General features: G+C 36.3%; 13 protein-coding genes. 10 read left to right on the forward strand and 3 right to left on the reverse strand.

What is annotated here, in order from left to right:
• Window positions 1-2: 2 nt before the first annotated feature.
• Window positions 3-1,910, reverse strand: a complete 1,908-nt coding sequence (gene gyrB, locus DV872_RS06240) for a DNA topoisomerase (ATP-hydrolyzing) subunit B (protein WP_114628996.1) — start codon at window positions 1,908-1,910, stop codon at window positions 3-5.
• Window positions 1,911-2,278: 368 nt separating this feature from the next.
• On the opposite strand from gyrB, the gene dnaA reads away from it, so the two are divergent.
• From dnaA to DV872_RS06290, 10 genes are all read left to right on the forward strand, one after another.
• Complete coding sequence (dnaA, locus tag DV872_RS06245) at window positions 2,279-3,640, forward strand: chromosomal replication initiator protein DnaA (protein ID WP_114628997.1); 1,362 nt, start codon at window positions 2,279-2,281, stop codon at window positions 3,638-3,640.
• 333 nt (window positions 3,641-3,973) lie between these two features.
• On the forward strand, window positions 3,974-5,080 hold the full coding sequence (gene dnaN / locus DV872_RS06250; RefSeq protein ID WP_114628998.1) for a DNA polymerase III subunit beta: 1,107 nt from the start codon (window positions 3,974-3,976) through the stop codon (window positions 5,078-5,080).
• A gap of 2 nt (window positions 5,081-5,082) precedes the next feature.
• The gene (locus DV872_RS06255) at window positions 5,083-6,171 is read left to right on the forward strand and encodes a DNA replication/repair protein RecF (RefSeq protein ID WP_158546860.1); all 1,089 of its coding nucleotides are present in this window, start codon (window positions 5,083-5,085) and stop codon (window positions 6,169-6,171) included.
• The gene (locus tag DV872_RS06260) at window positions 6,158-6,598 is read left to right on the forward strand and encodes a DUF721 domain-containing protein (protein ID WP_114629000.1); all 441 of its coding nucleotides are present in this window, start codon (window positions 6,158-6,160) and stop codon (window positions 6,596-6,598) included. The genes DV872_RS06255 and DV872_RS06260 overlap by 14 nt, the downstream gene beginning before the upstream one ends.
• A 79-nt stretch (window positions 6,599-6,677) precedes the next feature.
• On the forward strand, window positions 6,678-6,833 hold the full coding sequence (rpmH, locus tag DV872_RS06265) for a 50S ribosomal protein L34 (protein ID WP_114629001.1): 156 nt from the start codon (window positions 6,678-6,680) through the stop codon (window positions 6,831-6,833).
• The gene (gene rnpA / locus DV872_RS06270; RefSeq protein ID WP_114629002.1) at window positions 6,814-7,152 is read left to right on the forward strand and encodes a ribonuclease P protein component; all 339 of its coding nucleotides are present in this window, start codon (window positions 6,814-6,816) and stop codon (window positions 7,150-7,152) included. Before rpmH ends, rnpA begins: the two co-directional genes overlap by 20 nt.
• Window positions 7,145-7,378 carry a membrane protein insertion efficiency factor YidD gene (gene yidD, locus DV872_RS06275; RefSeq protein ID WP_199563440.1) on the forward strand — a complete coding sequence of 78 codons (234 nt, stop codon included), beginning with the start codon at window positions 7,145-7,147 and terminating at the stop codon, window positions 7,376-7,378. Before rnpA ends, yidD begins: the two co-directional genes overlap by 8 nt.
• Window positions 7,379-7,393: 15 nt before the next feature.
• Entirely contained in the window at window positions 7,394-9,139 is a 1,746-nt protein-coding gene (yidC, locus tag DV872_RS06280; protein ID WP_114629003.1) for a membrane protein insertase YidC, read from the forward strand.
• A gap of 54 nt (window positions 9,140-9,193) precedes the next feature.
• The gene (gene jag, locus DV872_RS06285) at window positions 9,194-9,871 is read left to right on the forward strand and encodes an RNA-binding cell elongation regulator Jag/EloR (protein ID WP_114629004.1); all 678 of its coding nucleotides are present in this window, start codon (window positions 9,194-9,196) and stop codon (window positions 9,869-9,871) included.
• A 138-nt stretch (window positions 9,872-10,009) separates the two neighbouring features.
• Window positions 10,010-10,414 carry a DUF2784 domain-containing protein gene (locus tag DV872_RS06290; RefSeq protein WP_114629005.1) on the forward strand — a complete coding sequence of 135 codons (405 nt, stop codon included), beginning with the start codon at window positions 10,010-10,012 and terminating at the stop codon, window positions 10,412-10,414.
• An 80-nt stretch (window positions 10,415-10,494) separates the two neighbouring features.
• Here DV872_RS06290 and thrC read toward each other — a convergent pair whose 3' ends face one another.
• Together thrC and DV872_RS06300 are read right to left on the reverse strand one after the other, a co-directional pair.
• Entirely contained in the window at window positions 10,495-11,778 is a 1,284-nt protein-coding gene (thrC, locus tag DV872_RS06295) for a threonine synthase (protein ID WP_114629006.1), read from the reverse strand.
• A 9-nt stretch (window positions 11,779-11,787) separates the two neighbouring features.
• The gene (locus DV872_RS06300; protein ID WP_114629007.1) at window positions 11,788-13,167 is read right to left on the reverse strand and encodes an aspartate kinase; all 1,380 of its coding nucleotides are present in this window, start codon (window positions 13,165-13,167) and stop codon (window positions 11,788-11,790) included.
• Between the last annotated feature and the right edge of the window lie 46 nt (window positions 13,168-13,213).

The raw sequence follows: 13,213 nt of genomic DNA on the forward strand, positions 1-13,213 counted from the left end.
TATTAAATATCAAGGTTAGATACGGTTAAGGCATTGTCTTCAATAAATTTTCTCCGGGGAGGAACATCTTCACCCATGAGAGTAGTGAACATTTCATCTGCAGCAACAAAATCTTCAAGCTTAACCTGTTTCATTAATCTAGTTTCGGGATTCATTGTCGTTTCCCAGAGCTGATCTGGATTCATTTCACCAAGACCTTTATATCTTTGCATGTTAATTTTTTCTTCAGGAACACTCAGAGTTTTAATATATTCATCTTTCTCAGCATCATCATAAACATAATGAGATTTCCCAGCAGCAGAAATTTTATATAGTGGCGGCATGGCCAGATATACATGTCCAGCTTCAACAAGGGGCATCATATAGCGAAAAAAGAAGGTTAAAAGCAGCACTCTGATATGAGAACCGTCTACATCCGCATCCGCCATGATAATAACCTTATGATATCTAAGTTTCTCAAGATTAAATTCGTCGCCGAGGTTGGTTCCAAGGGCTGTAATTATTGGGAGCATTTTTTCATTGGAAAGAACTTTTTCAAGCCTGGTCTTTTCAACATTGATCATCTTTCCCCAGAGAGGAAGTATGGCCTGGAATTTTCTGTCCCTTCCCATTTTAGCTGAACCGCCGGCTGAATCTCCCTCAACAATATAAACTTCACAGTTTCTGGGATCTTTATCAGCACAGTCAGCCAGTTTACCGGGAAGACCCGAACTTTCAAGAAAACCCTTTCTTCTGGTAAGATCCCTTGCTCTACGGGCAGCAGCTCTTGCTTTGGAAGCAGTGATAGATTTATCAAGAATAATATCTATTACCTGAGGATGCTCTTGGAGATAAGTAGTGAGTCTTTCATTAACTATTGAATCTACAATACCCCTGACTTCAGAGTTACCGAGTTTTGTCTTAGTCTGGCCCTCAAACTGAGGTTCTGGAACCTTAACCGATATAACACAGGTTAAACCCTCTCTTACATCATCTCCTGAAAGATTTTCATCAACTTTTTTGGCAAGCTTTGAATTTTTAAGAAAATCGTTAAGAGTTCTAGTTAAAGCAGCCTTAAAACCTGAAAGGTGAGTTCCACCTTCCCTGGTATTAATATTATTGACATATGAAAAAATTGTCTCAGCATATCCTTCATTATATTGAAGAGAGAGTTCAACAATTACATTGTCTTTTTCAAACTCAAAGTAGACTGGTTCTTCGAATAAAGGTGTCTTTGATTTATTAAGATATTCAACAAATGACTTTACTCCACCTTCAAACATAAAGCATCGCTCTTTCTCAGGAGTGATTCTTTCATCTGTAAGATTAATTTCAACACCCTTATTAAGAAATGCCAGTTCCCGCAGACGGTTCGATAAAATATCAAAACTATATTCAAGTTCATCAAAAATTGTAGGATCTGCCTGAAAGCGCACAACAGTTCCGGTTTGACTTGTTGTTCCTATAACCTTTACAGCCTCATCAGGGACACCTATTTTATATCTTTGATAATGAATACTTTTTAACCTGTGAACAGATACTTCACACCATTCAGAAAGGGCATTTACTACCGAAACACCCACACCGTGAAGTCCACCGGAAACTTTATAACTATCCTTGTCGAATTTACCACCGGCATGAAGTTTTGTCATTACAACTTCAAGTGCCGAAATATTTTCGACAGGATGTAAATCAACAGGAATACCACGGCCGTTATCAACGACACGAATAATATTACCTTCTTCTATGAATACACTGATTTTTGAACAATGGCCGGCTAATGCCTCATCGATACTATTATCAACTATTTCATAAACGAGATGGTGTAAACCTTCCGGACCAGTTGATCCGATGTACATACCCGGTCTCTTACGCACAGCTTCCAATCCTTTAAGAACTTGAATCTGCTGAGCATCATAGTTTTCCTGCATATTTATACCTAAATTTGTTATTTGAAAAGATTGAATTAGTATATCTCTACAGCATAAAAAAGTAAAGACAAGCTGACTCCTTGTCAGAAGAGATAAATTGCCATAATATACAGCTCAATCCGCTTGTTGATAATTTGTGGATAAGTATATTTAATTTTATATGTTATATAGATTAATAGCATAGTTAATTTGAGTTTATATTTTATATTTTATCCACAATCCTGTGGATAACTATTGTAATTACTTACTATACAAGGATTTATTAATTATTTTATTTTATTTAATAAATCAATGATAATTTTTTACATTTTCCTGGATTATCTATTAGAATAAAATTTAATCTGTGGAAAAACTGTTAATGGGGATATATGAACGAATTCGACTACAGCATATTCTGGGAAGAGACAATCAAACAGCTTAGAGAAGAAAAGGAAATATCCGACCAGGAATATAATATGTATTTCCAGAGCATTCATTATGTTGAATCCACCAGAGATAAAATTGTCCTCAGCATACCTTCCCGTTTTATACAGTCTCAGCTTAAGCAACGTTATACTTCCGCCATAGAGACCAGATTATATGAAATATCGGGTATTGAACTCAGTCTTGCATTTGAAATTGAAAACAGGTCCAAAGAAGAAGAAAGCAGTGAAAAACCAAGTGAAAAAGTAATAGAAGCAGTTCCTGAGCGTAAATATATACCCCACCCTCAGTTAAGAAAAGATTATACATTTGATAATTTTGTTGTTGGAAACAATAATTCCTTTGCTGCCAATGCTTCAAAGGCCATTGCCGAAAATCCCGGTTCCAAATATAACCCCTGTCTTATATACGGCGGTGTCGGTCTGGGTAAAACTCATTTAATGCAGTCAATTGGAAATACAATTCATAAAGAACAACCTGATATGAAAATTGTCTATATACCGGCTGAAACTTTTATTAATGATTTTATTGAATCTATAAATACTAAAAAGCAGACACATTTTAAAAATAAATATAGAAATGCAGATATTCTTCTTATTGATGATATTCATGATCTTCAGGATAAAAAAGGAACACAGGAAGAGCTCTTTCATACATTTAATGCACTGTATGATGCCAATAAACAGATGGTTTTTACCTGTGACCGTCCACCTTCAGAATTAAAGAACTTTGCAGACAGACTGAAAAACAGATTTGTCAGGGGTCTCAATGTAGATCTTCATCCGCCAAACTATGAAACCAGATATGCTATTTTGAGGAAAAAACTTGAAGATCGGAATGTAGTAATATCAGATGATATTCTCGAACTCATCAGTCAGAATATTAATACTAACATCCGTGATCTGGAAGCTGCGCTTACAAGTATTGTTGCCTACGCTGAACTCGTTCAAAAAGAGATAACTCCTGAAATTGCAAAGCAGCAGCTGAAACAATTCTTTTCATCACCTATACAGGCAAATATAACCATTGATAAAATTCAAAAACAGGTTTCAGAATACTTTAATGTTACTCTCAGTGATCTCAAAGGAAAGAAAAGAACCAAGCAGATAACATTTCCCAGGCAGATTGCCATGTATATAATACGTGAAATTACTGACTACTCCACTACAGAAATAGGATTGGAGTTTGGCGGCAGAGATCATACAACTGTAATGCATTCCTGCCAGAGAATAGAGGACAGAATAAAAACTGACTCAACAATAGAACCGACTGTACAGGAATTAATCCGCTCAATTAAAGAGACATAATGCCTGTTGATAAGTCTGTGAATTCTTTCTGATAAACCATGACTTATTAGATTATTTATGGATAATCAGAATTAATAATGCATACTGTGGATAAACGCTCAATTATATGTACAGCTTATGCACAGGGCTATTTTTAACTGTAATAGGCAATTAAGTGCTGAATTCACATATCCACAGGCCCTATTACTACTACTACTATTTAAATTTATTAATAAGTATTAGGAGAGTCTTTATAAAACTGTGTATAATCGATGATAATTCGTATGTATTTATTCTATACAAACAGGAAATTATTTTTTATTATTCTTCATAGAATATGAACAGGGGATCCAAATGAAATTTATCTGTGATAAAAGCGTAATTGTAAAAGAGATATCCATTGCTCAGGAAATTATTTCCTCAAGGAATGCTCTCTCCATACTTTCCAATGTATTACTGGAAGCTAAGGATGATGTTCTTATTATAAAAGCTACTGATCTAAAAGTAGGATTTGAAACAAGAATTCCTGCAGTTATAGAAATACCCGGAAGCACAACTGTTTTCTGTGATAAATTTCTTGGAATACTTCGTTCTCTTCCAGATGGTGAAATAACCTTTGAACAGAATGAAAATGAAAGACTATCCATTAAACCTTTGGATAAGAAAATAGTTTTTGAATTGAACTGTATTTCAGCTGAAAAATTTCCTGAACTTCAGAGTATTGAAGATGAAAGCTATTTTGAAATATCACAGAGTCTTTTTAATAATATGATTTCTCAGACTATATTCTCCATATCCGTAGATGAAGCTCGTTATTTTATGAACGGGGTCTATATGGAGAAAAGCGATAATTCTCTACTTATGGTTGCTACAGACGGAAGAAGACTTTCTTATATTTCTGCAAATCCTGAATCTGAGTTTAATGACTTCAGTGGTATTATCATTCCTCCAAAGATTCTTAATCTCATAAAGAAGCTCTCTTCGGGAGAAGGAAATCTTTCACTGGCTGTTACTGAAAAAACTATTTATGCAAAATTTGATAATCAGAAAATTACTTCTACCCTTATTGAAGGTCAGTTTCCTAATTTCTCAAGAGTTATCCCTGAAAGCCAGGAATACAATGTTATTATTGATAGAGCATCTTTGAATGAAGCATTAAAACGTGTTTCACTTCTAGCTGAACAGAAATCAAAGAGAATATACATGACATTCAGTGAAGGTAATCTAAATCTTAAATCTGAAGAAAGTGAAATTGGTATGGCTGATGAAGATATTGCATGTGATTATTCAGGTGAAGAGATCAGACTGGCTGTAAACTATATTTATCTTCAGGATCCCCTGAAGGTTATTAAAGAAGATTCTCTTAAAGTTGAATTTTCTGAAGCAAACAAAGCTGTAAGTCTTAAATGCGAACCTGAAGCAGATTATTTTCATATTATTATGCCTATGCAGATGGACTGACATTGGGTTTTACATCTGTAAAATTCAGTAATTTCAGAAATTTAGCAGAACAGGAAATTAATCTTTCTCATAAAGAAATTTTTCTTATTGGGGAAAACGGTCAGGGAAAGACTAATTTTCTGGAGATGCTATATTTTTTATGTTATGCATCATCTTTCAGAATTAGAAATGACAAAATATTAATACGTGAGGGTGAAGATAATTTTTACCTTTCTGGTCAGTTTCTCCACTCTTCTGATCTTATATCCAATAGACTTGATGTTTCTTTTGATTCCCATAATAAAAAAATACGTCTAAATGGCAAAAATGTAGCAGATAGAAAAGATATCCTATCCAATATGCCCTGTATTGTTTTCTGCCATAATGATATGTATTTTGTGAACGGCAGTCCTGAAAAAAAGAGAATATATATGGATCAATGCCTCAGTCTTCATGATCCTCTCTATATCAATTATTTAAGGCAATATAGAAAAATTCTCAAAGAGAGAAATTTTCTTCTTAAAAATAAGGAGAAATCGATGCTTCCGGTTTATACGGAGCAGTTGATAGATAAAGGTTTTTCTCTTCTGGAAAAAAGAAAAAGTTTAGTTGAGTTTTTAAATAATTCATTTTCTTCATACTATTCCCAGGTAAGTGGTACTGATGTTTCACTGCATATTTCATATAACAGATCCTGGAAAGATGATGATAAGGGCAAAATAAGAGAAACTATGCTGAAAAAGACTGAAAAGGAATTTCAGTATGGTCTAACCCTCTCAGGTCCTCATAGAGATTCATTTTCAGTTATGCTTGGGAACAATAATTTTCTTGATATGGCTTCCACAGGTCAGCTGAGGATTATTTCTCTATTATTGAGAATACTTCAATCTGAATATTATCAGATGGCAACAGGTAAAAACCCTGTACTTCTTGTTGATGATGTACTTTTAGAACTGGATAGTGAGAAAAGAAAAAGAATGATGGATATATTTCCTCAATATGAGCAGATATTTTATACTTTTCTTCCGGGTTATCTCAAAGATAAGAAGGAAAATTCGTTATATTTGAGGGTAAAAGAGGGCATATTGGAGAATTTTGATGGAGAAAGCTGAAGATATTATATCCGCCATATTTGATAAAAAAGCCGGGATTGAATCAAAATCCTTTGTAAGGGCATATAAAAACTGGCAAAACATTGTTCAGGATAACAGGCTTGCCGATCACTGCAGACTCGAAGATATAAGCAATAACAGCATAAGAGTATCTTTTGATCATCCAGGTTGGATACAGGTATTTAAAATGAATCAGAGGATGATACTGCAAAGGTTGAACTCTCAATACAAGGATCTGCATATAAATTCTGTTTCTATGCATCTGAAAGATCAGAAATTTCCTGAAAAAATAGTTAAACCTGAGCCTGTTAAAAACGATATTAAAGTTAATAAAAAAGACTTTAAAGGGAATATGAGTTCCATTAAAGATGATGAACTTAAACTGAGGCTTCTAAATTTAAAGAAAAAGCTTCAGGGAGATAAATAATGAGAGTTGACATAGTTAAAACATAACCGTATATTATGCACACTAAAAGATTTGACTATTAATTGAGGAGTTAAAATATATGAAACGTACTTATCAGCCTAGCAAGACAAAAAGAAATAGAAAATTCGGATTTCGTGCCAGAATGGCGACTAAAGCCGGTAGAGCAGTTCTTGCCAGAAGAAGACGTAAAGGTAGAAAAAAACTTTCTGTTGCCGATGAAAGAAAACCTTACTAAGAAAGAGCGCTTAGGTAAAAAATCTGATCTTAATAAAATCTTTGCTAGCGGCAATGTATATAAATGCCGTGGTGCAAAGATTTTATTTTTAGAGAGCTCTTTATCTTACAGCCGTTTTGCAATAACCCTTGTTAGAAAATTCGGGAATGCTGTAGAACGGAATTATACAAAAAGAATTTTCAGGGAATTTTACAGAAAACATAAGAATAAACTGGATCATGGCTATGATATAGTTTTTGTTCTTTATCCTGGAGATTTTTCTTATCAAAACAGACTGGAGCAGTTCAGTTCTTTGATGAAAAGAGCACATCTTGTTTAAATTTTTTAATTGGATTATCAGTAGAATTTTATTATTTTTTGTTATCATCTATAAAAAGGTGATTTCTCCCTGGCTGCCACGCTCATGCAGGTTCTATCCTACTTGTTCGTCATACGCTCAGGAAGCTTTACTTAAACATGGCCCCTGGAAGGGGTTATATCTTTCTGTAAAAAGGATCCTTAAATGTCATCCCCGGCATCCCGGCGGATATGATCCTGTACCATAATATTTTGGAGTCATCATGGATAAGAATACCTTTCTGGCTATTATCCTGTCAGTTGTAGTTATTTCAGTAGGGTTTGTCGTTCAGACAACATTTTTCGTGCCTGATGAGGCATTAGTGGAAGCTTCTGCTGAAGAAGTTGTTAGTGAAATAGCCGATGTTCAGGAATCTGCCTCTACTGTAAGTATTGCAGAAACAGCAGATATTGATGCTGTTGAATTTGAAATGGGAGATGAAGATTACATTTCCCGTACTATAGAAGCAGAAACAGATAAATTTCTGATTACCTTCAATACTGAAGGTGCCGTAATAACTTCACTTAAATTAAAAGAACATCTGGACGGTGAAGAGCCTGTTGATATGATACTGAGAGAAAACACAAATCTTGGATCATTCGGTCTTTCTTTCGGTGAGAATACTTCCTCCTATATGACTGAAGCTTATGATTATCAGCACGTTTCAAACAGTGATGAGTACAGCTTTATCAGAAATTATAAAGTAAAACTTAGCGATGGATCCTATTCAGCACCCTTTCAGATCAAAAAAACTTATATTTTCTTTCCTGATGAATATATGTTTGAAATTCGGGTAGCCATTGTAAACTCTGAAAACTCTGCAGTTCCCCTTAATTACAGCGGGGCTGCTTATACTCTGTCCACAGGTCCTCAGATTGGTCCTGAGTTTGTTAAATTGGACGGTAGAAATGAATATAGAAAATATTTTTCACTCTCCGGCGATAAACGCTCTACTATAAAAATTAAAGATGGTTTTGCAGAATCTTCTGAGCAGATGAAATGGAGTGCAGTCGTCAATAAATACTTTGCCCTGATAGGTATTCCCGGATCAGATATCTCAAAAGTTATCTGGTCTAATGATCCTACAGAGGGTTTAAAAGAGACTTCCAAGATGTCCTATGTCAGATCATCTACAAAAGGCTCACGCATTGAAGATGTATACCGGTTTTATGCCGGACCCAAATTAAACAATGAATTGGGAAAATATAATCTGGGAATGGATAATCCTTTCGGATTTTCGGATATGTATCTTGATAAGGCTGTTGATTCCAGTTCATGGCTGGGATGGCTTGAGTTTATTCTTAAATTTTTTATGGAGACATTCTATAAGCTTATACCCAACTATGGTGTAGCTATTATTCTCCTTACAATCCTTATTAAGGCCATTTTCTTCCCCATTACACATAAGAGTTATGAATCGACAGGTAAGATGCAGAGCATTCAGCCCAAGATTAAAGAACTCCAGGAAAAGTATAAAAGCGATCCAAACAAACTGAACAAAGAGATGGCGGCTTTATATAAAACAGAGGGTGTAAATCCCATGGGTGGATGTCTGCCCCTGGTAATCCAGATGCCTATCTTTTTTGCTTTGTACGGATTATTAAATAAATATTTTGATTTAAGAGGAGCCGTATTCATTCCGGGTTGGATTACCGACCTTTCGGCTCCCGAATCAATTCTTAATTTTGGTAACTTCACCCTCCCTATTCTGGGTTGGAATGATCTGAGACTTTTACCTATTCTTTATCTGGGAACACAGTTATTGATGAGTAAATTCACTCAGGCTCCCAGCAGCGGAGGACAAAGTGCTATGCAGACCAAGATGCTTACTCTGGGTATGCCTATTATGTTCTTCTTTATCCTGTACGATATGCCGTCTGGATTATTGATTTACTGGACATTTTCAAACCTTCTGACAGCAGCTCAGCAGGGTTATATAAGCAGTAAAAAGAAGAAGCAGGCCTCCTGAGGGAGGTTCGGAGTAAGCTCCTGAAATAGAAAATCGATAACCAGGAGTTATTTTATGGTAAAAGAATATGAAGGTAAGACGGAACGGGAGGCTATAGAAAAAGCTGCCGCAGATCTTGGAATGCAACAGGATCAGTTTGATGTTGAGATTCTGGAATCTGAACAGAAAGGATTGTTTTTCAAGAGAGGGAACGTCAAAATAAAGGTTTATGTAAATGAACCTCATCATCAGACAAAACGTGTTGTCGAAGCAATTGAACCTTCAGGGGATATTGAGCAGCAGTTGATTGATTTTTTAAAGAAAGCAATTGAGCTTATGGGTTACCCCGGAGAGGTATCTATTACTTTCAGAGAAAAGGGAAAGATTGGTATGGATATTCAGTCCGATCATTCTGCAATTCTGATTGGTAAGAAAGGAAAGAACCTTGATGCCCTGCAGATGCTGGTTAATGTATTTGCAAGTAAAATAGGCGGCAGCAGTTATAGTGGAAAGGTCATAATTGATACTGAAAACTACAGACAGCGTCGGGAAGAAAATCTGGTTCGTCTGGCTACAAAGACAGCTGAGCAGGTATGTAAATCAAGATCTTCCAAGCTTCTGGAACCTATGAATCCCTTCGAAAGAAGACTGGTTCATATGGCTCTTAATGAAATGGATGAAGTTATGACCAAGAGTGAAGGTGAAGGCCTCTACAAGCAGGTTCGCATTATCTATAAGGGAAGCAATAGCTGATAGATTCAGCAAAAATATTTAATTAAAAGAAAACCGGGTAGTTTCATTGTGAAATGACCCGGTTTTTTATTTCTTCTTTACTACAAGAGTGAATATACTATTTGCAGTTTTTATAATATCAAAGCATATTTAGATTATATGATATGGGCATTTATAGCTGACTTTATTGTATTTATACACTTTCTCTATGTGTTTTTTACCGTATTCGGTGAGTTGCTGATACTGATAGGGGGACTCTTTAAATGGCATTGGGTCAAAAACAGGATTTTCCGGATCACACATCTTATTGCTGTACTCTTTGTAACACTGGAGTCCATGGCAGGTATTCTTTGTCCTTTAACTCAAATAGAATATGAATTTAGAAGAAGAGCAGGACAAGTAAGAGAAGATAATATTTCCTTTGTCGGGCGATTGATAAGGAAGTTTATATTCTATGATTTCCCAGAGATTTTTTTTATTTTACTATATGTCGGATTTGGTCTAATGGTAATTCTGACTTTTTTATTTATTCCAATTAGTAAAAAGCGTAAACAAATTATGTAATTTCCGCCAGAGAAATGGCTCTCTTCTGGCGGAAATTTTTTTTCGGGGCTAAAGCCCTAAACAATCACTATCCATAGTTTTTAAGAAAACATAGTTAAAAGAGTCTTTTTAAGATTATTTGAACTGTTAGAAATTTTAGATGATTTTTTTTCAAGATCTTTTACAGCAATTAAGGAATCGGGTAAAACAGGTTTTGCTCCTACGGCCTTTTCATAAACCTCCGTAAATTTACCAGGATGTGCCGTTGAAAGTACCGTTAAGTGTTTTTCATTGCTGTCCATAGCAGCTTTTATTCCGACAGCCGTATGAGGACATACTTCATAATTATAGTCCCGCCCAATCATTGCCATGGTTTTCATTGTCTCATTATCGTCAACCATGACACCCCTGATATCCTTTCTCATGGCCTCTACATCATTGTTATAGAGTTGAAGCATCCTTTCAAAGTTGCTGGGGGCCCCAACATCCATTGCGTTTGAATATGTCTGTACAGAGGCTCTGGGCTCATATACTGAGCTTTCCAGATAGGAAGGTACAACATCATTTCTGTTGGTGGCAGCAATAAAGTGATCAATATCCAGGCCCCAGGATTTTGCATAGAGACCTGCGGTCAGGTTTCCGAAATTTCCGCTGGGAACACAGAATGTTGTATCTTTTCCTCTCAGTCTGCTTTCTGCCCATACATAATAGAATGACTGAGGAATCAGACGGCCGAGGTTTATTGAATTTGCTGATGAAAGATTGATACTGTCCAGTTCACTGTCTGTAAAAGAGTCTTTTACCATTCTCTGGCAGTCGTCGAAGGAACCCTCCACTTCAAGGGCATGGATATTTTTTCCCAGAGTTGTCATCTGTTTTTCCTGAAGAGGACTTACCCTTCCTGAGGGGTAAAGTATAACTACATCAATATTATTTTTATTATAGAAGGCTCTTGCAACAGCACTTCCGGTATCACCTGAAGTTGCAGTCAGTATTACTGCTTTATGATCGCTTCCCTTGAGAAAATACTCCATAGTACTGGCCAGAAAGGAGGCACCGAAATCCTTAAATGCGGAACTGGGTCCGTGATAAAGTTCCAGTATACTTATTTTTTCATTAAGATCTCTTATTTCAGGAGAAAATGGAAAAGCCCTTTCGGCTAGTTTCACGGCATCTGCAGAGGGGATTTCTTCTCCAAGAAGATTCTGGATCATTGAAGCTGCGATTGACTGAAAGCTGCTGTTTTTATCAAATCCATCAAAAACAGATTTTAAATCCGGAGTCTCCAGGGGATAGAACAGTCCTCCGTCGGGAGAGAGTCCCTGAAACATGGCATCTTTAAAGCTCAGTTTATAGTCAGCATTTCTTGTACTGGCAAATTTCATATACAATCCTTATCCAATAAACTTTTTATGTACGGCATTAAGGGCTTTATTCTTGTCTTTCTGCCTGATTACAAAAGATATATTTCTTTCTGAAGAGCCCTGCGCAATGGCCAGAATATTTATTTTTTCTTCACCTACGGCAGAGAATAGCTCACCTGTCAGCCCAATCTGTCCAATCATGTTTTCACCGATTACCGCTATTATAACGAGATTATCAACAACATCAATTTTTTGGATTTTTCTCCGTTTAATCACTTCTTCCAGGTTCTCATTGAGTTTATTAACTGCAGCTGCAGTCTCTTCGCTCCGGCAGAGAATAGATATACTATGCTCAGAAGAAGCCTGGGTTATCATGATTATATTGACATCAGCCTCCGCAAGAGAACTGAAAATACGAGATGCAATTCCCGGCATTCCCATCATACCGCCACCCTCAATATTTATAAGTGAGAGATCGTCAATTGAGGCAATACCTGTGATAATACGTTTTTTCTTTGTGTAGTCTTTGGTAATTACTGTTCCCTCAGCCGAAGGATTAAGGGTATTTTTTATATAAACAGGAATATTCTTATCTGTGGTGGGTACCAGAGTATAGGGGTGTATTACCTCTGCTCCGAAAAAGGATAGTTCCATGGCCTCCTGAATACTCAGCTGAGGTATTACGAAAGCGGCGGGTACAATCCTCGGATCCGCAGTTAGTACGCCATCAACATCAGTCCATATTTCCACTTTATCCGCATCAAGGGCTGCTCCGATGATACTGGCTGTATAATCACTGCCGTTTCTGCCTAGAGTTGTTGTACGTCCGGATTCATCAGAGGCAATGAAGCCGCAAATAATTGGAATAACCCGGTCGGCATCATGAAGCTTGCTTTTAACTTCTCGGTAGGTTCTTTCAAAATTTACATTTCCCTTTCCATGGGTACTGTCGGTTTTGATAATATCTCTGGAATCTATAAATTGAGCCGGAATATCTATAAAATTAAGATATTCTGCAACCTGCATACAGTTCAGGCGTTCTCCGAAACTCATAATAAGATCCATTGATTTAAGAGAACATTCACGGACAAGTTCCACACCATGAAGTATTTCACTGAGATCCAGAAGAAGTTTTTCTATTGTATCCTGTAGTTCAGCACTTTTCTTATCTGCAAAAAGATCATCAAGACAGCTTAAATGTTTCTCTCTGATAGTCTCTATATTCTCTTTATATTTCTGATCTCCTTTTTCGGCACAGATAGCGGCTTCAACAAGAAGGTTGGTAACACCCTTCATTGCTGAGAGTACTACGCAGAGGGGAGATGTTGCACTTTGTCTGATTATTTCTACGGTCTGTCGGATTTTATCGGCATCGGCGAGAGAACTGCCACCGAATTTTTTTACATTCATGTAAATGGATCCTTTTGTTTAGTATTAGATGTTTATAGCTTTTTTT

Origin of the sequence: Oceanispirochaeta sp. M1 (assembly GCF_003346715.1) — a bacterium.
Lineage (GTDB): Bacteria > Spirochaetota > Spirochaetia > DSM-2461 > DSM-2461 > Oceanispirochaeta.